This window comes from Acidovorax sp. GW821-FHT09B03, from assembly GCF_059418305.1.
On sequence record NZ_JBWKPP010000005.1, the window covers coordinates 110,701 to 131,689 of the forward strand.

A 20,989-nucleotide genomic window follows, 5' to 3' on the forward strand; every position below is an offset into this window, starting at 1 on the left:
AGGACGACAACGGCAACGCCAGGAGACTTCATGCGCTTTACCTTTCCCCCCGCACGCCGATCGGTGCTGGCCCTGCTCGCCGTGCTGGCGCTGCCCGGCGCCTGGGCGCAGGTGCCGGCCTATCCCGACAGGCCCATCAAGCTGGTGGTGGGTTACCCGGCGGGCGGTGCGGTCGACATCATCGCGCGCACGGTGGGCCAAGCCATGTCCAGCAGCATGGGCCAGCCCATCGTCGTCGAGAACAAGCCCGGCGCCGGCACCAACATCGCGGTCAAGTCGGTGATCGGTGCTGCGCCCGATGGCTACACGCTGATGCTCGCCGCCAACGCGCTGGCGGCCAACATGGCGCTGTACCAGCCCGCGCCCTTCGATGCCGAAAAGGACCTGGTGCTGATATCGCAGGTGGGCCGGGTGCCCGTCGTCATTGCCGCCAACCCCACGGTGCCGTACAACACCGTGGCACAGCTCATTGCGGCGGCCAAGGCCAGGCCTGGTGGCATCTCGTTCGCCAGCCCGGGCAACGGCGCCACGCCGCACATGGCCGTGGAGCTGTTCGCCAAGGCGGCCGGCATTTCCTTGCAGCACGTACCCTACCGCGGCGGCGGCCCGGCCATCACCGACACCATTGGTGGCCAGGTGCCGCTGGTGGCGGTCAACGCGCTGGAGGCCCTGCCGCACGTGAAGAGCGGCAAGCTCAAGGTGCTGGCCGCGCTGAGCGCCAACCGCACCAGCATCTTCCCGGACGTACCGACCATCGCCGAATCCGGCTATCCCGGCTTCGAGGCCTCGGTCTGGTACGGCCTGGTCGCGCCCGCGGGAACGCCCAAGGCCATCACCGACAGACTGCATGCCGAAGTGCAGAAGGCCCTCGATCAACCCGAGGTCAAGGCGCGCATGACCGGCGTGGGCGGCGAGGTCACGCCCGGCAGCAGCGCCCAGTTTGCCGCGCTGGTGCGCTCCGAACGCCAGCGCTATGAAAAGCTGGTCAAGGAAACCGGCATCAAGCCGGATTGATCCCATGGCGGCCCTCTGGCCTCGGCGCCGATTCCTGCCCCTGCTCGGCCTGCCCTTGTTTGCCGGGGCGCGGCCGGCGCAGGCAGCGGCCGATTTCCCATCGCGGCCCGTGCGCATCATAGTGCCCTTCACGCCCGGGGGCTCCAGCGACATCCTGGCGCGGGCCGTGGGGCTGGAACTTGGGCAGTCGCTGGGCCAGCCGGTCATCGTCGAGAACGTGCCCGGCGCGGGTGGAACCCTGGGCTCCGAGCGGGCCCTGCGTTCGCCACCCGACGGCCACACCCTCTTCATGGGCCACACCGGCACGCTGGCGGTCAACCCCTGGCTGTACCCGCAGCTCGACTTCGATCCGCTCAAGGCGTTTGCGCCCGTGGCCCTGGTGGCCCGGGTGCCCAATGTGCTGGTGCTCCATCCCTCGGTGCCGGCTGGAAGCCTGGCCGAGCTGGTGGCGTACTCGCAATCGCACCCGGACCGTCTGGCCTACGGGTCGGGCGGCAATGGCAGCGCGGCCCACCTGGCGATGGAGCTGCTCAAGCTGCAGACGGGGCTGAAAGCCTTGCATGTGCCCTACAAGGGCACGGCACCTTCGGTGAACGACCTGCTCGCGGGCCAGGTGCAACTGCTGTTCACCGGCGTGCCGGCGCTGCTGCCGCACATCAAGGCCGGCAAGATCCGGCCGCTGGCTGTGTCGGGCCGCCAGCGCTTGGTGCAGCTGCCCGAGGTTCCCACGGTCGGGCAGTCCGGTGTGCCAGGCGCACAGGGCTTCGAGGCCGACCAGTGGTACGGCCTGGTCGCTCCCGCGCGCACGCCGGCCGATGTGGTGCAGCGGCTCAACGCGCGCACCAACGACGCCCTGAGGGTGCCGGCCGTGGCCCAGCGCCTGGGCAGCGAAGGGGCCGAGCCGACACCGACCACGGCCCAGGCGTTCGGTGCCCTGATCACGAGGGAAAAGGCCCGCTGGGAATCGGTGGTCAAGGCCGCCGGGGTGAAGGCCGAATAGGGCGGCGCAGCCCATCAGATCACCCGGTTGCGCCTGCGGTCTCGAACTCCACCGCCTTGAGGTCGCCCAGCGGCGACAGCAGGGCCGGATCGAACGCGCGCGGCGCCAGGCCATCGCGCAGGCGCTGAGGCCAGTCGGGATTGGCCAGCGCGCCGCGGCCCAGGGCCACGAGGTCGGCGCCATCGTCCAGCGCGTTCGCTGCGCGGGTGGGGTCGTGCAGGCCGCCGTTGGCGATAAGGGTGATGCCCGGCGCATGGCGGCGCGCCAGCTGCACCAGGCTGGCGCCGGCATCGGTGAAGGCCGGCCGCCAGGCCTCGAACTCGGTGACGTGCAGGCAGTCCGCGCCCGACTGTGCCAGGGCGCTGAACACGCTGGCCGCGCCGCCTTCGGCCTCGGGCCAGCGGTGGGTGAAGTCGTTGACCTTGCCCTGCGAGATGCGCACCCCGATCGGCGCTGCGCTGCCCAGCTCCTGCCTCACACCCTGCACCACCTCGCAGGCTAGCCGCACGCGCTGGCCGATGGGGCCGCCCCAGCCATCGCCGCGGCTGTTGGTGTGGCCCGTGAGGAACTGGTCGAGCAGGTAGCCATTGGCGCCATGGACCTCCACGCCGTCGAAGCCGGCCACCTCCACGGCCAGCCGTGCCGCCCGGCGAAAGCCGGCGATGGCCTCGCCGATCTCGGCCTCGCTCATCGCCACGGGCAGCGGGTAGAGGCCTTCGCCGCGGTACAGCGCCATCTGCTGCCCCAGCGGGCGCACGGCCGAAGGCCCTGCCGTGTGACCGCGAAAGCGGTTGAACTGCGACAGCGCGCCCGCATGCATGAGCTGCGCGAACACGCGCCCGCCTGCCGCGTGGATGGCCTGCACCACGGGGCGCCAGGCCAGGGCCTGGGCCCGGTCGCTCAGGCCCGGCTGGTGGGCATAGCCCTGGGCGTAGGCTTGGTCGGTGTAGAGGCCTTCGGTGATCACCAGGCCGAAGCCACCCTCTGCAAAGCGCGCGTAGTAGCGTGCCATGCGCTCAGTGGCCTGGCCTTCGGCCGTGGCGCTCACGCGCGTCATGGGCGCGACGACCAGCCGGTTGGGCAGGGCGAGGCCGCCGATGCGGGTGGGCGACAGCAGGGGCGTCATGCGCGCACCCCGGGGATGGTGGCGATGGCCTCGATCTCGATCATCGCGTCGGGCGAGTACAGGCCCGAGACCTCGACGATGGTGTCGGCCGGGTAGGGCGCGCTGAACCATTGGCGGCGCAGCTCCACGATCTTCGGGAAGTGCGCCATGGAGGTCAGGAAGATCGTGACCTTGGCCACGTGGCGCAGGTCCGAGCCGGCGGCCCGCAGCACGCGGTCGAGGTTCTTGAAGGCCTGTTCGGCCTGGGCATCGAAGTCGCCCTTGCCGACGATGGCGCCATCGTCGCCGATGGCCGCCTGGCCCGAGACGAAGACCAGGTTGCCCAGCGCAATGGCCTGGGACAGCAGGAAGGGGGCATAGGGATCGGGCTGGGTATGGACTTGCGTGAGAGGCATGGTGGCTCCTTGATGGATGAAAAGGGTTGGGTCATGTGACGCGCGAAGGCAATGACGTGCCGCCAGTTTCTCCAAATGAATGGCACCCGACAAAGGTCGATTTTTCAGGCGACAGATGAATCAAACTAAACTGTCGAGATGCGCAGACTTCCCCCCTTGGGTGCCATGCGGGTGTTCGAGGCCGCCGCGCGGCGGCTGAGCTTCAAGGACGCGGCCGACGAGCTGCATGTCACCCCCACGGCCGTGAGCCACCAGATCAGGCTGCTGGAGGAGCACCTGGCCGTGCGCCTGTTCGAGCGCGGCACGCGCCAGGTGGCGCTGACGGCGGCGGGGCACCAGCTGTTTCCCGTGCTGCGCGATGGGCTGGACAGCTTCGAGCGCGCGGTCGAGCGCGTGCGCCGCACACAGGGCCAGGCACAGGCGGCCACGCTGTCATCGACCGTGGCCTTCATGGCCAAGGTGCTGGCGCCACGGGTCGGCTCGTTCAGCGCACAGCACCCGGGCTGGAGCCTGCGCCTGGATGCCAGCCACCGCGTGGTGGACCTCGATACCGAGGCCGATGCCGCCATCCGCTACGGCAGCGGGCGCTATGCCGGCCTGGTGGTGGAGCCGCTGTTCCAGGACCGCTTCGCGCCCGTGTGCACACCGGCCCTGGCGGCGGCTGCACGGCGCGACTTGGGCGCCGTGCCGCTGATCCACTTCGAGTGGGGTCAGGCGCCACGCGACGAGTCCCTGGCGCCGGTGTGGCGCACCTGGCTGGCGCGCGCCGGCCTGGGCGGCGACGCGCCCCTGGATGCCGGACTCTCCTTCACCGAAGAGATGCATGCCGTGCAGGCCACCGTGGCGGGCCAGGGCGTGGGCCTGCTCAGCCTGACGCTGGTGGCCGACGAGCTGCGCTCGGGCGTGCTGGTGCAGCCTTTCGAGCTCGCGGTGGACAGCTACCGCTACGACCTGGTCTACAGCCCGCGCGCGGCCGACCGGCCGGCCACGCGCGTGCTGCGCGAGTGGGTGCACGGCCAGTTCGGCAACCGGGCGTGACAGGTCTTAGCGCAGCCCCATGTAGCTGGTCCACTTGCGTTCGTAGCCGTTCTTCTCGAACTCGTCGGCCATGAAGTCGATGAAGGAGCGCACCTTGGCCGAGAGGTGCTTGCGGCTCGGGTAGGCGATGTTGATCTGGATGCGCGGCAGGTCCCAGTCGTTGAGCACGGGCACCAGCCGCCCGGCCACGATGTCGTCGTAGACGATGTAGCTCGGCTGCACCAGGATGCCCAGGCCGCTGAGCGCCGCGGCGCGCAGCACCTGGCCGTCGTTCGATTCGAGCAGACCCTGGATGGGCACCACACAGCTGTCCGCGCCGCGGGCCAGCCGCAGTTCGTGCGCGTGGTTGGCGTAGACGTAGATCAAAAAGTCGTGCGCGGCCAGTTCGTCCGGCGACTTCGGCATGCCGCGCGATGCCAGGTAGGCCGGCGATGCGCACAGCACCCGGCGCGTGGAGGCCAGCTTGCGGATGGTGATGCTGCTGTCGGGCTCGAACTCGCGGTTGCGGATCGCCACGTCGATGCCGTTCTCGATCATGTCCAGGTAGCGGTTGGCGGCCTCGATGTGCACGCGCACCTGCGGGTACTGGCGGTGGTACTGCGCCAGGCGCGGCGCGATCAGCTGCATCGAGAACGACAGCGAGGCGCTGACGCGCAGCACGCCCGAGGGCTTGAGCGTGCTGGAGTTGATGGCCGTCTCCGCGTCCTGCAGCTCGGCGAGCACGGTGCGCGCGCGCTCGTAGAACTCCTGGCCCTCGCTGGTCAGGTACAGGCGCCGGGTGTTGCGCTCCACCAGCCGCGCCTTGAGCCGGCCTTCGAGCGACGCCAGGTGGCGGCTGGCCGCGGGGTTGGACAGCCCCAGCGCCTCGGCCGCGCCGCCCATGCTGCCCACCTCGGCCACCTTGATGAACAACTCCAGCTCGGTAAGGCGGTCCATATTTTCATTTAACGGAAATCTTCATTCCATTTTGACCTGTTTATGTTCTTTTGTGGAAATCATAAAGTCCGCATCCAGACCCCACGAACACGGCAAGGCGGAGACAACAACCATGCGCAACCTCGACCAGGACAACATCACCCAGGCGGTCATCGCCAGCTTTGCCGGCACGGCCGACCCCCGCCTCAACCAGGTGCTCATCAGCCTGGTGCAGCACCTGCATGCCTTCGCCCGCGAGGTGGAATTGACCGAGGACGAGTGGTTCAAGGGCATCGAATTCCTCACCCGCTGCGGCCACATCACCGACGACAAGCGCCAGGAATTCATCCTGCTGTCGGACGTGCTGGGCCTGTCCATGCTCACCGTGGCCATGAACAACCACAAGCCCGAGGGCTGCACCGAGGCCACGGTGTTCGGCCCCTTCTACGTGAAGGACGCGCCGACCTACGAGCTGGGCGCCGACATTGCCAACGGTGCCAAGGGCACGCCCTGCCAGGTGCGCGGCACGGTGCGCGGCACAGAGGGCGAAGCCATCCCGGGCGCCACGCTCGATGTCTGGCAGTCCGACGACGACGGCCTGTACGACGTGCAGCACGAGGCGCTGGAACAGGCGCAGGCGCGCGGGCAGCTGCGTGCCGACGCCGAGGGCCGCTACCACTTCCGCTCCATCGTCGCCGTGCCCTACGCCATTCCGCACGACGGCCCGGTGGGCGCCATGCTGCAGGCCACGGGCCGCCACCCCTGGCGCCCGGCGCACCTGCATTTCATGGTGAAGGCGCCGGGCTACGAGACGCTGATCACCCATGTCTTCCGGCAGGACAGCGACTACCTCGACTCCGACGCGGTGTTCGGCGTGCGCCAGTCGCTGGTCTGCGACTGGACGCAGCAGCCCGATGGCAGCTACCTGCTCGCCTACGACTTCGTGCTCAACCCGGCGAAGGCGGGGTGAGGCCAATGCTGTTCAGCTTTCTCCTGCTCGACCGGCCGGATGCCGGCGACCTGCGCCAGGCTGTGCGCCCGCAGCACAAGGCCTACCTGGGTTTGGTGCAGCAGCGCATCGCGTTCGCCGGGCCCCTGGTGCACGACGACGGCAGCACCATGCTCGGCAGCCTGCTGGTCATCGACTTCGAATCCCGTGAAGCGGCGCTCGCCTGGCTGGCGAACGAGCCATTCACCCAGGCGGGCCTGTACGCCGGCACCACCGTCCACGCCTTCATCAACCTCTGGCCCCAGAAGACGGGGTTCCCTGCATGAGCACCTACCCGCAAACCATCCGCCACATCGTGATGTGGAACGTGCAGGGCGACACCCCTGCCGAGCGGCAACGCAACATCGAGCGCCTGTGCACCAGCTTCGACAGCCTCAAGGGCCGCATCCCCGGGATGCGGCACCTGGAGATCGGCGTGGACGTGAGCCGTACCTCGTACGCCTGCGACGTGGTGCTCTACAGCGAGTTCGATTCGCCCGAGGCCCTGGCCGCCTATGCCGAGCACCCCGAGCACCTGCGCGTGCGGGCGGAGCTGGGCGCGATGCGCACCGCGCGCTACCAGGTGGACTACCCGGTCACCCCGGCATGAATCCGCCGCTGGAGAAGCACCCCGTGCACGACTTCATCCACCGCCACCAGTCCCCGCGCACCGTGTTCGGCGCCGGGTCGCTGGCCCACCTCGAACGCGAGATCGACCTGCTGGGCGCGCGGCGCGCCCTCGTGCTGTGCACGCCCGGCCAGGTGGGCCAGGCGCAGCGGGTGGCCGACCGCCTGGGTGCGCGCGCGGCCGGCGTCTTCGCCCGGGCCGAGATGCACGTGCCCATCGAGGCTGCGCGTGCCGCACGCGACGAGGCACGCCGGCTGGGGGCGGACTGCGCGGTCGCCATCGGCGGCGGCTCCACCATCGGCCTGGGCAAGGCCATCGCGCTCGACGCGGACCTGCCCATCCTGGCCATACCGACGACCTATGCGGGCAGCGAGATGACGCCGATCTACGGCATCACCGAGGCCGGCCTCAAGACCACGGGCCGCGACGCCCGCGTGATGCCGCGCACGGTGATCTACGACCCCGAGCTCACGCTGTCGCTGCCCGTGCCGCTGAGCATCACCAGCGGCATCAATGCCATCGCGCATGCGGTGGAGGGGCTGTATGCACAGGACGGCAACCCCGTCATGGACCTGATGGCCGAGGAGGGCATCCGCGCCCTGGCCCAGGCACTGCCGGCCCTGCACCGGGACGGCGGCGACGTGCAGGCACGCGGCGATGCCCTGTACGGCGCCTGGCTCTGCGGCAGCGTGCTGGGCAACGTCAGTGTGGCCCTGCACCACAAGCTGTGCCACACGCTGGGCGGCAGCTTCAACCTGCCGCATGCCGAGACCCACACCGTGGTGCTGCCCCATGCACTGGCCTTCAACCTCCGCCATGTGCCGGCTGCCGCCAGGCGCATCGCCCGCGCCCTGGGCGGCGTGGAACCGGGCGATGTGGCCGGTGCGCTGTTCGACCTGGCGCATGCCGCGGGCGCGCCCGTGACCCTGCGCGACCTGGGCCTGCGCGAGGCCGACCTGGACACCGTCTGCGACCTGGCCCTGACCCAGCAGTACCCCAACCCCCGCCCGCTGGAGGAGGGGGCCGTGCGCCACCTGCTGCAGATGGCATACGAGGGGCGGCGGCCCGAACCCATGCCATTGCCGTAACGAACCACCATTCCACAGGAGACAAGCATGACAACGAGAACCACCCAGCCATCCCCCCGCCGCCGCCTCATGGGCCTGGCGCTGCTCGCGCTGGCGCCCTGCCTGGCCGCACCGGCCCTGGCGCAAGACAAGTACCCGAGCCGCACCATCAAGGTGATCGTGCCCTTCCCGGCCGGCACGGCGCCCGACGTGATGGCCCGCTTCTGGGCCGAGCGGCTGGCCAAGGCCGTGGGCCAGGGCGTCATCGTCGACAACAGGCCGGGCGCCAGCACCATCGTGGGCACGCAGCAGTTCGCCGCAGCGCCGGCCGACGGCTACACCTTCCTCTATACCGCCAGCGGCACGATCTCGATCAACCCCTACGTCTACAAGAAGCTGCCCTACCAGGTGGGCGACCTGGTGCCGGTGATCCAGACCCTGTCGATCCCGCTGGTGATCACGGTGGCCAACAGCTCGCCGTTCAAGACCCTGCCGGACCTGATCAAGGAGGCGAAGGACAAGCCGGGCAAGGTGAGCTATGCCTCCTACGGCGTGGCGACCGCGCCGCACGTGTCCATGGCGCATTTCGCCAACAGCGCCAACGTCTCGATGAACCATGTGCCCTACAAGGACGGCGGGCTCAACGACATCGTGGGCGGCACGGTGGACACGGCCTTCAGCCCGATTGCCGACGTGCTGCAGTTCATCCGCACGGGCCGGGTGCGGGCGCTGGCCGTGTCGAGCCGCCAGCGCCTCGAATCGCTGCCCCAGGTGCCCACTGTGGCGGAGACCTTTCCGGGCTTCGAGGGCGATTCCTGGCACGGCATCTTCGCCCTGAAGGGCACGCCGCAGGCCGCCATCGACCTGGTGGCGGCCGCGTCGCAGAAGATCGTGGCGTCGGACGAGTACAGGAAGTACCTGGGCAGCATGGGCCTGGTGCCCATCGGCGGCACGCCCGAGGCCTTTGCCAGCGTGCTGCAGGTGGACGGCAAGCGCTGGGTCAACGTCATCAAGGGCAACAACATCACCCTGGACTGAGACCGGTCAGAGTAGGTGCTCCAGCCGGATCGGCAGGTCGCGCAGGCGCTTGCCCGTGGCATGGAAGATGGCGTTGGCGATCGCCGGTGCCACGCCCGTCATGACCACCTCGCCCAGGCCCTTCACGCCCAGGTGGTTGATGCGCGGGTCGGGCTCGTCGATGAAGTCGGCTTCGATGCTGCCGATATCGAGGTTCACCGGCAGCACGTACTCGGCCAGGTTGGCGTTGAGAAAGCCGCCGTAGCGCGGGTCCACCTCGCTGACCTCGCGCAGCGCGGCGCCGATGCCCCAGACCACGCCACCCTGCACCTGGCTGCGCGCAGTGCGCGGGCTGGCCACGCGGCCGCAGTCGGCCACGCTCACCACGCGCGGCACGCGCACCCGGCGCGTGTGGGGCTCGATGCGCACCTCCACGAAATGCGCGATGTAGCTGAAGGCCGCGAACTCCGGGTAGTGCGGTCCGGCTGCCGAGGGCAGGCCCTGGGCCAGGCGCGCATAGATCTGCTCGGGCTGGCCCGGCGCGCGGTGGCGGCTTTCCACCTCGATGAAGGGTGTGCGCGCGGCCTTCAGGATCTGCGCCGGCGTGCGGGCGCGCCGCGAGGGGTTGAGCGCCGCCAGCTCTGCCATGGCCTGCTCGGCCGCCTGGAGCGCTGCCGGCAGGGCCGTGGCCGTACCCCAGGAGCCGGCGGTCAGGTGCTGGGGCACGCCGCGCGTATCGCCCAGCACCACGCTGACCTGGCGCACCGGTACCTGCATCACCCCGGCCACCGTGTTGGCCACGGCCGTGCGGATGCCCTGGCCCATCTCGTGCCCGCCGATGTCGATGCGCACCCGGCCGTCGTCCGACACGCGCAGCCGCGCGATAGCTGGCGCCGTGGCCGCCTTGTAGGCCCCGGCGGCCACGCCCCAGCCGATCAGTGTGCCATCGGCCGCCTGCATGGAGCCGGGTGCCGGGCTGCGGCGTGCCCAGCCAAAGCGATCGGCGCCGCGCGTGAGGCACTGCGCTAGGTGGCGCGAGGAGAAGGGTTTGCCCGACTGCGGGTCGACCTGCGTGTCGTTGGCCAGGCGCAGCGCCACGGGGTCCTGGCCCAGCGCATGGGCCAGTTCGTCCATGGCGCTTTCGAGCGCGAAGCAGGTGAAGTGCTCCCACGGCCCGCGCATGAAGCCCGGCGTGTGGGTGTCGGTGCGCACCAGGCTCTCGCGCCCGCGAAAATTTGCACAGGCATACATGCTGGCCGAGATCTCGGTGCACGATGAAGGGAACAAATCGTGCTGCGAGGTCTGCTGCTGCACCTCGTGCGTGACGGCCTGCAGCCGGCCCGTGGCATCGGCCCCCAGCTGCAGCCGGTGCGTGCTGGCGGGCCGAAAGCCCGAGGCGTGGAACACCTGCTCGCGCGTCACCACCAGCTTGACCGGGCGGCCCAGCCGGCGTGCTGCCAGCGCCACCAGCACCGTGTGGCCCTGCAGCGAATTCTTCTGGCCGAAGCCCCCGCCGACCGAAGGTGAGACCACGCGTACCTGATCGGGCGGCACGGCCAGCTGCCGCGCCAGGCCGTGGCGCAGTGCGCCGCTGTTCTGCGTGGATTCGTAGACCGTGAGCGCATCGCCCTGCCAGTGCGCCACCGTGCCCAGCAGCTCGATGGGGTTGGCATGCTGGGCGGGGCCGCGGTACTGCGCCTCGATGCGCACGGGGGCTGCGGCATAGGCCGCATCGGCATCGCCGCGCAGCTTGTCGGCAAAGGCCGGCTTGGGCAGCGGCAGGTCGGCCTGTGGGAGGGCTCGGTTGCCGGGTGCGGCGAAATCCACGGTGAACGGCGCTTCGTCGTACGTGGCGCGCACCTGCGCGGCGGCCTCGGTGGCCGCCTCCAGCGTATCGGCCACCACGATGGCGATGGGCTGGCCGCTGTAGGCTATGGCCGTGCCGGCCAGCGGCTGCAGGCTCTGCACGCCATAGCCCCCGCCCAGGAGGAAGCCGGCCGAGGCCAGGCCCTGCACGTCCTCGTGCGTGAGGATGAGGCGCACGCCGGGCACGGCCTGGGCCGCGCTGCGGTCGATGGAGCGCACGGTGCCGCGGCCGATGCGCGCCACCGCGAGCATGGCGTAGGCCATGCCGGGCAGGTTCTGGTCCGTGCCGTAGCGCGTGGCGCCGCGCACCTTGTCATAGGCATCCACGCGCGCGGTGTCGGGGAATTCCCTGGGGGTCTGTGTTGTCGTCGTGGTCATGCCGTGCCTGCCCGTTCCCTGGCGATGAAGAGTGCGTCGGCCACCGTCTGGCGGCCGAGCTCGATGCGAAAGCCGCTGTGCTGCCCGGCCCGCGCATCCGCGAAGGCGATGGAGCCGGCGCGCAGCGCGCTTTCGCGCGTGAGCGGCTGGCCGAGCAGCGAATCTTCGGCCTGGCGCGCGCGCCAGGGCCGGGTGGCCACGCCGCCCAGCGCAATGCGTGCGGCGCGCACGACGCCGCCCTCGATCTGCAGCGCCACGGCGGCCGATGCCAGTGCGAAGGCATAGGACTCGCGGTCGCGCAGCTTGTGGTACGTGGAGGCGCGACCCAGTGGCGAGGCCGGCACGCGGATGCGCGTGACCAGCTCGTCGGGGGCCAGCGTGGTCTCGATGTGCGGCGTGCTGCCCGGCTCGCGGTGCAGCGCCTCGATGGGAATGCTGCGCATGCCGCGCGGGCTGATGGTGTCCACCACGGCGTCGAAGGCCGTGAGCGCAATCGCCCAGTCGCCGGGGTAGACGGCATTGCAGGCGTCGCTGGCGCCCAGCAGGGCCTGGCCGCGGTCGGCGCCGTCGATGGCGGCGCAGCCGCTGCCGGGCTGGCGCTTGTTGCAGGGGTAGGCCTCGCCGCCGCGAAAGTACGCGCAGCGCGTGCGCTGCAGCAGGTTGCCGCCCACGCTGGCCATGTTGCGCAGCTGCTGCGAGGCGGCCTTCCACAGCGATTCGGCCAGCGCCGGGTAGAGCACCATGACGCGCGGATCGGCGGCCACCCGGGCCATGGGCGCGAGCGCGCCGAAGCGCAGCTCGGCGCCCGTGGTGTGGATGGCCGAGAGCTCGCGCACACCGGTGATGTCGATCACGGCGGGCGGCGCCATCACGTCCAGCTTCATCAGGTCGTACAGCGTGGTGCCGCCGGCCAGGAAGCGCGTGCCCTCGGGGGCTGCGGCCATGGCGCGCACGGCATCGGCCGCCGTGGCGGCGCGGGAGTAGGCGAAGGGGCGCATGCTCAGAACCTCCGCACCAGGGGGGCCGCCTGCTGGATGGCGCCCACGATGCCCACATAGGCGCCGCAGCGGCACAGGTTGCCGCTCATGTACTCGCGGATCTGCTCGGGCGTCTTGGCGTGCCCTTCGCGCACGCAGGCGATGGCCGCCATGATCTGGCCCGGCGTGCAGTAGCCGCACTGCAGCGCATCGTGGTCGATGAAGGCCTGCTGCATGGGGTGCAGTGCGCCGCCGGGGCCCTCGATGCCCTCGATGGTGGTCACCGCGCGCCGGTCGGCCTGCGCCGCCAGGGTGAGGCACGAGGCCACACGCTGGCCATCGAGGTGCACCGTGCAGGCGCCGCACTGGCCGTGGTCGCAGCCCTTCTTGGCGCCCGTGAGGGCCAGGTGCTCGCGCAGCGTGTCGAGCAGCGAGGTGCGCGCATCGACCACCAGGTGGACCGTTTGGCCATTGACCTGCAGGCGGATGGGCAGTTCATAGGCCGGCGCAGAGGACGGCGTTGCCGGGGCGGCATCGGCGTCCATGGCGGTGCCGCCCACCAGCACGGCGGCAGCGCTGCCGACGACCACCTCGCGGCGGTTGAGTTCGGGGCCGGCCAGGGCGGCAGGCGCCGGGGTATCGGCGTGGAGGGGCGTGTCGGAAGAGGGGGGCTTCATCGGTGTTTCCTGCTAGGGGGAAACCAGCCCAACAGCACGTGTGGCGATTGGCAGGTCGTGGTGGGGCGGATCGTATGATCGGCCCGAGCCCATGGGAAGTAGGCACTTGAAAGTGCCTCACTTACCGCGCGGAAACCGCCATGACCCTGCCTGACACCAACTACGCCCACCGCCATCCACTGCACAAGCACCCGCCGGGCCCCACCGACCCGGAGCTCGACCGGCTGGTGCGCGAGATCATCGGCCGCGTGGCCGACAAATGGACCATGCTGGCGCTGGAGGTGCTGGCCGAGCACGGGCGCCTGCGCTTCACCCGCGTGGGCGAACTGGTGGGCGACATCAGCCAGAAGATGCTGACCAAGACCCTGCGCCAGATGGAGGCCGATGGCCTGGTGGTGCGCACCGTGTTCGCCGTGGTGCCGCCGCGCGTGGAGTACGAACTGACCGAGCGCGGCCAGAGCCTGGGCGCGGCCTTCTGCGGCGTGTGGCTGTGGGCCGAGGAGCACCGCCAGGGCATCCTCGAATCGCGCCAGGCCTTCGAGGACGGCAGTAGCGCTGCCGCGGGCGGGAGCGAGCCTGCTTCCTGACGGCTGGGCTCAGTTCGGCCGTTGGCCCGTGCGGCTATTGTCGCTGCCGGGCAGCGTGTTCCAGGTGATGGGTTGCCACAGTGCCAGCTGCGCCAGCGCGGGGCTGGTGTTGACCAGGTCGGCGATCGAGTAGCGGTCGAGCTCGCGCAGGAAGACCTCGGTGGCCTGCCGCAGGGCCACCTCCAGGCCGCAGCCGCCGGTCAGCACGCAGTGGTTGTCCTCACCCAGGCACTCGACCAGCGCGAAGTCTGCCTCCAGCCGGCGCACCACCTCGCCGAGCGAGAGCCGGCGCGGGTCGGCCGCCAGGCGCATGCCGCCATTGCGCCCGCGCACCGTGTCCACCCAGCCGGTCTTGCCCAGCGCCTGGGTCACCTTCATCAGGTGGGCCTGCGAGATGCCGAAGGCCTCGGTGATGTCGGCGATGGTCACCAGCGCATCGGTGCGGGAGGCCAGCACCAGCAGCACGCGCAGGGAGTAGTCGGTGAAAACGGTCAGGCGCATGGGACAGGGCGTGGAAGCATTGCGCCCGATTGTCTCAGTTGGCGTGTGGCTGGACTGCTGCAGTGCGGCCCAGCACATCGGCAAAGCCGTGGTTCACGTCGCGGTGGCCGGCTTCGTCGGCGCGCACGGCCAGCACCACGTCGCGCAGGCGGGCGTCGGCGGGCAGCTTCCAGTAGGCGATGGCGATGTCGGGGGCGGGCACGTTCTCGACCCGGCCTTCATCGATTTCCGCAAGGTACAGCGTGTAGCTGACCACGGCCTGCTCCTCGAAGTAGCCCACCAGGCGGTGTGCCGTGCGCGACGAGACCAGGTACAGCGCGAAGAAGCAGACGAAAAACACGGCCTGCGTGAGCAAAATCACCGCGCGCTCGAACCAGTTGGGCCGGGCGATCTCGATGAAGGTCATGAGGTGCATGCGCTCGTTCTCGGCCTCGTCGAGGAGGGTGCGGATCCAGCCCTCGTCGTCCACCATCCAGCGCAGGCAGCGCAGGTGCACGAGCATGCCGCCCACCATGCCGGGCACGGCGGCCACGGTCTCGAGCACGATGGCACGGTTGCCATAGCGCTTGGCGAAGAAGGTGTCGGCGAAAAAGCGCAGTGCGAGGGTGATGAACAGGGCCAGGCGGTCCGAGAAGCCGCTGGCGGCGTGGTGCGCATCGAGGCTGCGAGCACAGTGGGGGGCGTGGTTGCCGTGGAGGCTGTGGGTATCGGTGGTCATGGTTGCATTCCAGTCAAGGGCGCTGGGATCGAATTGCCAGGTACCTGGGTGGCTGGCTGTCTACCGCGCCGCGTAAACATGTATTCAATGTATATCTTTTATCGGGCGCTGTCAATTGGGCGGCTGCCGGTGGACCGGCCGGCGCCGCCTACCGCGGCAGGGGGATCAGGACTTCCATTGCAGCCGTGCGAGCAGCGGCGCGCCGAAGAGGTTGACGAGCAGCCCCAGCATCAGCAAGGCGCCACCCGCGAAGTGCACCGGCTGCAGCGTCTCGCCAAAAGCCAGCCAGCCCGTGGTCAGGCCCACCAGGGGCACCAGCAGCGTGAAGGGCGCGATGCGGTTGACGGGGTAGCGCGAGAGCAGGAAATTCCATACCGCAAAGCCGAACAGCGTGGCTCCCCAGGCGATGTAGGCCACCGAGGCGAAGGACGCCAGGCTGAAGCCCTGCAGCGCGGCGGAGATGGCGGCAGGCCCCTCGATCAGCAGCGACAGCGCCAGCAGCGGCAGCGGTGGCACCAGGCTGGCCCAGACCACGAAGGCCAGCTGGTTCATGGGCCCGTAGCGGCCCACGGCCCGGCTCACGAGGTTGCCGCAGGCCCACATAGTGGCTGCGGCCACGGTGAGCAGAAAGCCCAGCAGCGGCATGGAAGCACCGTGTGCGCTGCCGATCAGCACCAGGCCCCCGGCGGCCAGCAGCAGGCCCGCGAGCTGGTTGCCCTGCCAGCGCTCGCGCAGCCACAGGGCCGTGAGCACCAGCGTGAAGAACGACTGCGACTGCAGCACCAGCGAGGCCAGGCCCGAGGGCATGCCCACGTGGATGGCCGTGAACAGAAAGGCGAACTGCCCCACCGACATGGTCAGGCCAAACGCCAGGTACAGCCGCAGCGGCACCTTGGGCGCCTTGAAGAACAGCAGCGCCGGGAATGCGGCGAGCAGGAAGCGCAACGCCACCAGCAGCAGTGGCGGCACGCCGGCCAAGCCGACCTTGATGACGGCGAAGTTGACGCCCCAGACCAGAATGACGAGCAGCGCGAGCACCAGGTCGCGGGGGCGCAGGGAGGAGGCTGGGGTCATGGCGCCACCCCTGGAGTGGCGGGGCGGGCGGTGGAGCGGGTCGGGCAAGGCATGCCGGAATCTTAGATGCCCTTGCGCGCCCCTGCCATGCAGGCGCCAGACCACCGGCGGTCAGAATCGGACATTCACGGCCCGTCGATCACGATGGCCCGGAAGTCGTTCACATTGGTCAGCGTGGGTCCGGTCACCACCGCGTCGCCGAGCGCGCCGAAGAAGCCGTGGCCATCGTTGCGTGCCAGTGCATCGGCGGGCCGGATGCCCAGGGCCTGTGCGCGCTGCAGCGTGGTGGGGGTGAGCTGGGCGCCAGCGATCTCCTCCTGCCCGTCCACGCCATCGGTGTCGCCCGCCAGCGCATGGATGCGCGGGTGGCCCTGCAGCGCCAGCGCCATGGACAGCAGGCATTCCACATTGCGCCCGCCGCGCCCGTCGCCGCGCACCGTGACCGTGGTCTCGCCGCCCGAGAGCAGCACGCAGGGCGCGGCAAACGGCTGCTGGCGCTGGGCCACCTGCAGCGCAATGCCGGCCAGCACCCGGCCCACGTCGCGTGCCTCGCCCTCCAGCGCATCGCCCAGGATGTACGGTGTGTAGCCGGCCTGGCGTGCCACTTCGGCAGCGGCCTCCAGGGCCATCTGGGGCGTGGCCACCATGTGCACCACGCTGCGGGCCAGATGCGGATGGTCGGGTGGGGGCGATTCGCCCTGGCCCGACTCCAGCACCTCGCGCACGGCGGGTGGCAGCGCAATGCCGTAGCGGCGCACGATGCCGAGCGCGTCGGCGCAGGTCGTGGGGTCGCCCACCGTGGGGCCCGAGGCGATGTCCATGGGCGCATCGCCCGGCACGTCCGACAGCAGCAGCGTGAGCACGCGCGCCGGGTGGCAGGCCAGCGCGAGCCGCCCGCCCTTGATGGCCGAGAGGTGGCGCCGCAGGCAGTTCATCTCGGCGATGGTGGCGCCCGACTGCAGCAGCGCACGGTTCACCTCCTGCTTCATGGCCAGGGTGATGCCGGGCAGCGGCAGGGGCAGCAGCGCCGAGCCGCCGCCAGAGATGAGGCACAGCACCAGGTCGTCCTCGCGCAGCCCGGCCACGGTGCCGAGCATGCGCTGTGCCGCCGCCATGCCGGCGGCATCGGGCACGGGGTGGGCGGCCTCCACGATCTCGATGCGCCGGCAGGGCACGGCGTAGCCATAGCGCGTGACCACCAGGCCCGAGAGCGGTCCGTCCCAGTGGTCTTCCACCGCGCGTGCCATCGCGGCCGAGGCCTTGCCCGCGCCGATCACCACCAGGCGGCCCGTGCCCAGGTCCTGCCAGGACGGCAGCTGCGGTGGCACGCACAGCGCGGGCTGCGCGCTGGCAACGGCTGCGTCGAACATGCGGCGCAGCAACTGCTGCTGGGGCGTGGCCGCCATCAGCGGGCCGGCGCCTGGCCGATCTCGAAATGCGCCAGGGTCTCCAGCGCGCGCACCAGGGCCGAGTGGTCCCAGGCCGCGCCGCCCTGCGCCACGCAGCTGTTGAACAGCTCCTGCGCCGTGGCGGTGTTGGGCAGGGCCACGCCCAAGGCGCGCGCGCTGGCCAGGGCCAGGTTCAGGTCCTTCTGGTGCAGCTCGATGCGAAAGCCGGGGTCGAAGGTGCGGCGCAGCATGCGCTCGCCATGCACTTCGAGGATCTTGGAGGACGCAAACCCGCCCATCAGCGCCTGGCGCACGCGCGCCGGGTCGGCACCGGCCTTGGCGGCGAACACCAGGGCCTCGGCCACCGCCTCGATGTTCAGCGCCACGATGATCTGGTTGGCCACCTTGGCGGTCTGCCCGTCGCCATTGCCGCCCACCAGGGTGATGTTCTTGCCCATCAGCTCGAACAGGGGCTTGATGCGCGCGAAAGCAGCGTCCGGCCCGCCCACCATGATGGACAGCGTGGCGTTCTTCGCGCCGACCTCGCCGCCCGAAACGGGGGCATCGAGGTAGTCGCAGCCCAGGGCGTTGATGCGTTGCGCGAAGTTCTTGGTGGCGATGGGCGAGATGGAGCTCATGTCCACCACGGTCTTGCCCTTGGTCAGGCCGGCAGCCACGCCGCTCTCGCTGAACAGCACGTCTTCGACATGCGGGGTGTCGGGCACCATGGTGAAAATGATGTCGGCACGCTCGGCCACGCCGCGCGCGGTCACGCACTGGGTGGCCCGGCTCTCGGCGATGGCGGGCGGCACGCGGCCGCGGGTGTGCACGAAGAGCTGGTGGCCGGCCTGGATCAAGTGCTGCGCCATGGGCGCGCCCATGGTGCCCAGGCCGATGAAACCGATCTTGAGGGAGCTGGTGGTCATTGGAAGGTGTCCTTGAAAATCATGCGTGGGTCAGGGCCGTGCGCCAGCCCAGGCCGGCCTCGGTGGTGGTGGCGGGTTTGTATTCGCAGCCGATCCAGCCCGTGTAGCCGATGGCGTCGATGTGTTTGAAGAGCCAGGGGTAATTGATCTCGCCGGTGCCCGGCTCGTTGCGGCCCGGGTTGTCGGCCAGCTGGATGTGGCCTATGCGCGCCAGGTGCTTGCGCAGCGTGGCGGCCAGCTCGCCCTCCATGCGCTGGGCGTGGTAGATGTCGTACTGCACGAAGGCGTTGCCCGCATCCACCTCGTCCAGCAGGCTCAGCGCCTGGGCCGTGGTGCTCACGAAAAAGCCCGGGATGTCGTAGGTGTTGATGGGCTCGACCAGCAGGCGCAGCCCGGCCTGGCGCAGCGCCTGCGCGGCAAAGCGCAGGTTCTCCACCAGCGTGCGGTGCAGCAGCGCCGGGTCCGCACCTTCGGGCGCCTTGCCGGCCAGGCAGTTGAGCTGCTGCACACCCAGGGCCTGGGCATAGGCGATGGCCTGCGCCACGCCGTCGCGGAACTCGGCCTCGCGCCCCGGCAGGCAGGCGATGCCGCGCTCGCCCGCACCCCAGTCGCCTGCGGGCAGGTTGTGCAGCACCAGCTGCAGGCCATGGGCGTCGAGCTGGGCACGGATCTCCTCGGCCGGCCAGGCGTAGGGGAACAGGAACTCGACGGCGGTGAAGCCCGCACGTGCGGCGGCGCCGAAGCGGTCGATGAAGGGCAGCTCGGTGAAGAGCATGGTCAGGTTGGCGGCAAAGCGGGGCATGCGGTGTCTCCTTGAATATTGTTCAGTCAAGCAATCCGGCGAGTTCCAGGCCCGCGCGGCCACCGGGGTGGCGGCAATCGATGTCCTCGAACTCGTTGACCTTGTCGATCTCGGTGCCCATGGCGATGTTGGTGACCTTCTCCAGGATCACCTCCACGACCACCGGCACCCGGTGCTCACGCGCCAGGGCCAGGGCTTCGGTGAGGGCGCTGGCGATCTTCTCGGGGTCGGTCACGCGCAGCGAGCGGCAGCCCAGGCCCTGCACCACGGCCTGGTGGTCCACGCCATAGCTGCGCAGGTCGCCCTCGCCCGGCGCCACGTTCTGGTTCTCGAAGGCCAGCTGCACGCAGTAGTCCATGTCGAAGCCGCGCTGCGCCTGGCGGATCAGGCCCAGGTAGCTGTTGTTCACCAGCACCTGCACATAGGGCAGGTTGAACTGCGCGCCCACGGCCAGCTCTTCCATCAAAAACTGGAAGTCGTAGTCCCCCGACAGCCCCACCACCGTGCGCGTGGGGTCGGCCGCCACCACGCCCAGTGCGGCCGGAATGGTCCAGCCCAGCGGGCCGGCCTGGCCGCAGTTGATCCACTGGCGCGGGCCGTAGACGTGCAGGAACTGCGCGCCCGCGATCTGGCTCAGGCCGATGGTGCTCACGTAGATGGTGTCGCGCGGCAGCACGGCATTCATCTCCTCGTACACGCGCATGGGCTTGATGGGCGTCTCGGTGAAGTGCGACTTGCGGTGCATCAGCGCCTTGCGCTCGGCGCAGCGGCCAGCCCAGTCGCTGCGCTCGGGCAGGCCGCGGGCATCCCGGCGCTCGCGTGCCACCTGCACCAGGAGCTGCAGCGCAGCGCGCGCATCGCTGACGATGCCGAAGTCGGGGTTGAACACGCGGCCGATCTGCGTGGGCTCGATGTCGATGTGCACGAACTTGCGCCCCTTGCAGTACACCTCGGGCGAGCCGGTGTGCCGGTTGGCCCAGCGGTTGCCGATGCCCATCACGAAGTCGCTGGCCAGCAAGGTGGCGTTGCCATAGCGGTGGCTGGTCTGCAGGCCGCACATGCCGGCCATCAGCGGGTGGTCGTCGGGGATGGTGCCCCAGCCCATCAGGGTGGGGATCACGGGCACGCCGGTCAGCTCGGCAAACTCCACCAGCAGGTCCGAGGCATCGGCGTTGATGATGCCGCCGCCGGCCACGATCAGCGGGCGCTCGGCAGCTTCCAGCATGTCCAGCGCCTTTTCCACCTGCCGGCGCGTGGCGGCGGGCTTGTAGACCGGCAGCGGTTCGTAGGTGTCGATGTCGAATTCGATCTCGGCCATCTGCACGTCGAAGGGCAGGTCGATCAGCACCGGACCGGGCCGGCCCGAGCGCATCAGGTGGAAGGCCTGCTGGAAGGCGCGCGGCACCAGGGCCGGCTCGCGCACCGTCACGCTCCACTTGGTGACCGGCTTGGAGATGGACTCGATGTCCACCGCCTGGAAGTCTTCCTTGTAGAGGCGGGCGCGTGGCGCCTGGCCGGTGATGCACAGGATGGGAATGCTGTCGGCGATGGCCGAGTACAGGCCGGTGATCATGTCGGTGCCGGCCGGCCCGCTGGTGCCCACGCACACGCCGATGTTGCCGGCTTTGGCGCGGGTGTAGCCCTCGGCCATGTGCGAGGCGGCCTCCACGTGGCGGGCCAGGATGTGGGTCAGCGACTGGCGCTCGCGCATCGCGGCATACAGCGGGTTGATCGCTGCGCCGGGCACGCCGAACAACTGCGTGATGCCCTCCTTTTCCATCACCAGAACGGCGGCCATGGCGGCCTTCATTGTTGCCATTGCGGGGTCTCCTGTCAGGGGTTGAGTAATTGGTGGACTGGATGCTCCGCCCAATGGCCACCGCCCGGAACCCGCATCCAGGGCATTA

General features: G+C 70.0%; 22 protein-coding genes. 9 read left to right on the forward strand and 13 right to left on the reverse strand.

Annotation, left to right across the window (positions count from 1 at the left end):
- The first annotated feature begins 30 nt into the window (after positions 1 to 30).
- Both AC07PA_RS11490 and AC07PA_RS11495 read left to right on the forward strand, forming a co-directional pair.
- Positions 31 to 1,014, forward strand: coding sequence for a tripartite tricarboxylate transporter substrate binding protein (locus AC07PA_RS11490; RefSeq protein ID WP_494605453.1), 984 nt, complete (start codon positions 31 to 33; stop codon positions 1,012 to 1,014).
- 4 nt (positions 1,015 to 1,018) lie between these two features.
- Complete coding sequence (locus AC07PA_RS11495; RefSeq protein WP_494605455.1) at positions 1,019 to 2,014, forward strand: Bug family tripartite tricarboxylate transporter substrate binding protein; 996 nt, start codon at positions 1,019 to 1,021, stop codon at positions 2,012 to 2,014.
- Positions 2,015 to 2,033: 19 nt separating this feature from the next.
- Here the strand turns inward: AC07PA_RS11495 and AC07PA_RS11500 are convergent, their stop codons facing one another.
- Together AC07PA_RS11500 and AC07PA_RS11505 are read right to left on the reverse strand one after the other, a co-directional pair.
- Positions 2,034 to 3,140, reverse strand: a complete 1,107-nt coding sequence (locus AC07PA_RS11500) for an oxidoreductase (protein WP_494605457.1) — start codon at positions 3,138 to 3,140, stop codon at positions 2,034 to 2,036.
- Positions 3,137 to 3,535 carry a RidA family protein gene (locus AC07PA_RS11505; protein ID WP_494605459.1) on the reverse strand — a complete coding sequence of 133 codons (399 nt, stop codon included), beginning with the start codon at positions 3,533 to 3,535 and terminating at the stop codon, positions 3,137 to 3,139. The genes AC07PA_RS11500 and AC07PA_RS11505 overlap by 4 nt, the downstream gene beginning before the upstream one ends.
- Positions 3,536 to 3,673: 138 nt before the next feature.
- Between AC07PA_RS11505 and AC07PA_RS11510 the strand changes: the two genes are divergently transcribed.
- Positions 3,674 to 4,573 carry a LysR substrate-binding domain-containing protein gene (locus AC07PA_RS11510; RefSeq protein ID WP_494605461.1) on the forward strand — a complete coding sequence of 300 codons (900 nt, stop codon included), beginning with the start codon at positions 3,674 to 3,676 and terminating at the stop codon, positions 4,571 to 4,573.
- Positions 4,574 to 4,579: 6 nt separating this feature from the next.
- On the opposite strand, the gene AC07PA_RS11515 is transcribed toward AC07PA_RS11510, so the two are convergent.
- Positions 4,580 to 5,509 (reverse strand): LysR family transcriptional regulator, encoded by a 930-nt coding sequence (locus AC07PA_RS11515; protein ID WP_007855038.1) that lies wholly within the window; start codon positions 5,507 to 5,509, stop codon positions 4,580 to 4,582.
- A gap of 112 nt (positions 5,510 to 5,621) precedes the next feature.
- Here AC07PA_RS11515 and AC07PA_RS11520 point away from each other — a divergent pair, with 112 nt between their 5' ends.
- The 5 genes from AC07PA_RS11520 to AC07PA_RS11540 are packed head-to-tail and all read left to right on the forward strand — an operon-like array spanning position 5,622 to position 9,209.
- Entirely contained in the window at positions 5,622 to 6,458 is an 837-nt protein-coding gene (locus AC07PA_RS11520; RefSeq protein WP_494605464.1) for an intradiol ring-cleavage dioxygenase, read from the forward strand.
- Between the two features lie 5 nt (positions 6,459 to 6,463).
- Positions 6,464 to 6,763 carry a YciI family protein gene (locus AC07PA_RS11525; protein ID WP_007855040.1) on the forward strand — a complete coding sequence of 100 codons (300 nt, stop codon included), beginning with the start codon at positions 6,464 to 6,466 and terminating at the stop codon, positions 6,761 to 6,763.
- A complete protein-coding gene (locus AC07PA_RS11530) occupies positions 6,760 to 7,086 on the forward strand; it encodes a Dabb family protein (protein WP_007855041.1) in 327 nt (108 codons plus the stop codon). The genes AC07PA_RS11525 and AC07PA_RS11530 overlap by 4 nt, the downstream gene beginning before the upstream one ends.
- Positions 7,083 to 8,192, forward strand: a complete 1,110-nt coding sequence (locus tag AC07PA_RS11535; protein WP_494605467.1) for a maleylacetate reductase — start codon at positions 7,083 to 7,085, stop codon at positions 8,190 to 8,192. The genes AC07PA_RS11530 and AC07PA_RS11535 overlap by 4 nt, the downstream gene beginning before the upstream one ends.
- 27 nt (positions 8,193 to 8,219) lie before the next feature.
- Positions 8,220 to 9,209, forward strand: coding sequence for a Bug family tripartite tricarboxylate transporter substrate binding protein (locus AC07PA_RS11540; protein ID WP_494605469.1), 990 nt, complete (start codon positions 8,220 to 8,222; stop codon positions 9,207 to 9,209).
- A 6-nt stretch (positions 9,210 to 9,215) separates the two neighbouring features.
- Here AC07PA_RS11540 and AC07PA_RS11545 read toward each other — a convergent pair whose 3' ends face one another.
- The 3 genes from AC07PA_RS11545 to AC07PA_RS11555 are packed head-to-tail and all read right to left on the reverse strand — an operon-like array spanning position 9,216 to position 13,086.
- Positions 9,216 to 11,432: a xanthine dehydrogenase family protein molybdopterin-binding subunit gene (locus tag AC07PA_RS11545; RefSeq protein ID WP_494605471.1), complete on the reverse strand. Its 2,217-nt coding sequence runs from the start codon at positions 11,430 to 11,432 to the stop codon at positions 9,216 to 9,218.
- Positions 11,429 to 12,430, reverse strand: coding sequence for an FAD binding domain-containing protein (locus AC07PA_RS11550; protein ID WP_494605473.1), 1,002 nt, complete (start codon positions 12,428 to 12,430; stop codon positions 11,429 to 11,431). Before AC07PA_RS11550 ends, AC07PA_RS11545 begins: the two co-directional genes overlap by 4 nt.
- 2 nt (positions 12,431 to 12,432) lie before the next feature.
- A complete protein-coding gene (locus tag AC07PA_RS11555) occupies positions 12,433 to 13,086 on the reverse strand; it encodes a (2Fe-2S)-binding protein (RefSeq protein WP_494605475.1) in 654 nt (217 codons plus the stop codon).
- A 140-nt stretch (positions 13,087 to 13,226) separates the two neighbouring features.
- Between AC07PA_RS11555 and AC07PA_RS11560 the strand changes: the two genes are divergently transcribed.
- On the forward strand, positions 13,227 to 13,673 hold the full coding sequence (locus tag AC07PA_RS11560) for a winged helix-turn-helix transcriptional regulator (protein WP_494605477.1): 447 nt from the start codon (positions 13,227 to 13,229) through the stop codon (positions 13,671 to 13,673).
- A gap of 9 nt (positions 13,674 to 13,682) precedes the next feature.
- Here AC07PA_RS11560 and AC07PA_RS11565 read toward each other — a convergent pair whose 3' ends face one another.
- The 7 genes from AC07PA_RS11565 to gcl all read right to left on the reverse strand — a co-directional run bounded on the left by AC07PA_RS11565 (position 13,683) and on the right by gcl (position 20,901).
- Complete coding sequence (locus AC07PA_RS11565; RefSeq protein WP_007855054.1) at positions 13,683 to 14,174, reverse strand: RrF2 family transcriptional regulator; 492 nt, start codon at positions 14,172 to 14,174, stop codon at positions 13,683 to 13,685.
- Between the two features lie 34 nt (positions 14,175 to 14,208).
- Complete coding sequence (locus AC07PA_RS11570; RefSeq protein WP_494605479.1) at positions 14,209 to 14,892, reverse strand: alternative oxidase; 684 nt, start codon at positions 14,890 to 14,892, stop codon at positions 14,209 to 14,211.
- Positions 14,893 to 15,057: 165 nt separating this feature from the next.
- A complete protein-coding gene (locus AC07PA_RS11575; protein ID WP_494605481.1) occupies positions 15,058 to 15,966 on the reverse strand; it encodes an EamA family transporter in 909 nt (302 codons plus the stop codon).
- A gap of 125 nt (positions 15,967 to 16,091) precedes the next feature.
- Entirely contained in the window at positions 16,092 to 17,372 is a 1,281-nt protein-coding gene (locus tag AC07PA_RS11580; protein WP_494605483.1) for a glycerate kinase type-2 family protein, read from the reverse strand.
- Entirely contained in the window at positions 17,372 to 18,280 is a 909-nt protein-coding gene (gene glxR, locus AC07PA_RS11585; protein ID WP_494605485.1) for a 2-hydroxy-3-oxopropionate reductase, read from the reverse strand. The genes AC07PA_RS11580 and glxR overlap by 1 nt, the downstream gene beginning before the upstream one ends.
- A gap of 19 nt (positions 18,281 to 18,299) precedes the next feature.
- Complete coding sequence (gene hyi, locus AC07PA_RS11590; RefSeq protein ID WP_494605487.1) at positions 18,300 to 19,082, reverse strand: hydroxypyruvate isomerase; 783 nt, start codon at positions 19,080 to 19,082, stop codon at positions 18,300 to 18,302.
- Between the two features lie 22 nt (positions 19,083 to 19,104).
- A complete protein-coding gene (gene gcl, locus AC07PA_RS11595; RefSeq protein WP_494605489.1) occupies positions 19,105 to 20,901 on the reverse strand; it encodes a glyoxylate carboligase in 1,797 nt (598 codons plus the stop codon).
- Between the last annotated feature and the right edge of the window lie 88 nt (positions 20,902 to 20,989).

Bases quoted from the DNA above. Each gene is read 5' to 3' on its own strand.
- AC07PA_RS11530 (WP_007855041.1), top strand. From the start codon at position 6,760: ATGAGCACCTACCCGCAAACCATCCGCCACATCGTGATGTGGAACGTG.
- AC07PA_RS11515 (WP_007855038.1), bottom strand. From the start codon at position 5,509: ATGGACCGCCTTACCGAGCTGGAGTTGTTCATCAAGGTGGCCGAGGTG.
- AC07PA_RS11565 (WP_007855054.1), bottom strand. From the start codon at position 14,174: ATGCGCCTGACCGTTTTCACCGACTACTCCCTGCGCGTGCTGCTGGTG.
- AC07PA_RS11495 (WP_494605455.1), top strand. From the start codon at position 1,019: ATGGCGGCCCTCTGGCCTCGGCGCCGATTCCTGCCCCTGCTCGGCCTG.
- gcl (WP_494605489.1), bottom strand. From the start codon at position 20,901: ATGGCAACAATGAAGGCCGCCATGGCCGCCGTTCTGGTGATGGAAAAG.
- AC07PA_RS11575 (WP_494605481.1), bottom strand. From the start codon at position 15,966: ATGACCCCAGCCTCCTCCCTGCGCCCCCGCGACCTGGTGCTCGCGCTG.
- AC07PA_RS11560 (WP_494605477.1), top strand. From the start codon at position 13,227: ATGACCCTGCCTGACACCAACTACGCCCACCGCCATCCACTGCACAAG.
- AC07PA_RS11580 (WP_494605483.1), bottom strand. From the start codon at position 17,372: ATGGCGGCCACGCCCCAGCAGCAGTTGCTGCGCCGCATGTTCGACGCA.
- AC07PA_RS11510 (WP_494605461.1), top strand. From the start codon at position 3,674: ATGCGCAGACTTCCCCCCTTGGGTGCCATGCGGGTGTTCGAGGCCGCC.
- AC07PA_RS11570 (WP_494605479.1), bottom strand. From the start codon at position 14,892: ATGACCACCGATACCCACAGCCTCCACGGCAACCACGCCCCCCACTGT.
- AC07PA_RS11550 (WP_494605473.1), bottom strand. From the start codon at position 12,430: ATGCGCCCCTTCGCCTACTCCCGCGCCGCCACGGCGGCCGATGCCGTG.
- AC07PA_RS11500 (WP_494605457.1), bottom strand. From the start codon at position 3,140: ATGACGCCCCTGCTGTCGCCCACCCGCATCGGCGGCCTCGCCCTGCCC.
- hyi (WP_494605487.1), bottom strand. From the start codon at position 19,082: ATGCCCCGCTTTGCCGCCAACCTGACCATGCTCTTCACCGAGCTGCCC.
- AC07PA_RS11490 (WP_494605453.1), top strand. From the start codon at position 31: ATGCGCTTTACCTTTCCCCCCGCACGCCGATCGGTGCTGGCCCTGCTC.
- AC07PA_RS11525 (WP_007855040.1), top strand. From the start codon at position 6,464: ATGCTGTTCAGCTTTCTCCTGCTCGACCGGCCGGATGCCGGCGACCTG.
- AC07PA_RS11555 (WP_494605475.1), bottom strand. From the start codon at position 13,086: ATGAAGCCCCCCTCTTCCGACACGCCCCTCCACGCCGATACCCCGGCG.
- AC07PA_RS11540 (WP_494605469.1), top strand. From the start codon at position 8,220: ATGACAACGAGAACCACCCAGCCATCCCCCCGCCGCCGCCTCATGGGC.
- glxR (WP_494605485.1), bottom strand. From the start codon at position 18,280: ATGACCACCAGCTCCCTCAAGATCGGTTTCATCGGCCTGGGCACCATG.
- AC07PA_RS11545 (WP_494605471.1), bottom strand. From the start codon at position 11,432: ATGACCACGACGACAACACAGACCCCCAGGGAATTCCCCGACACCGCG.
- AC07PA_RS11520 (WP_494605464.1), top strand. From the start codon at position 5,622: ATGCGCAACCTCGACCAGGACAACATCACCCAGGCGGTCATCGCCAGC.
- AC07PA_RS11535 (WP_494605467.1), top strand. From the start codon at position 7,083: ATGAATCCGCCGCTGGAGAAGCACCCCGTGCACGACTTCATCCACCGC.
- AC07PA_RS11505 (WP_494605459.1), bottom strand. From the start codon at position 3,535: ATGCCTCTCACGCAAGTCCATACCCAGCCCGATCCCTATGCCCCCTTC.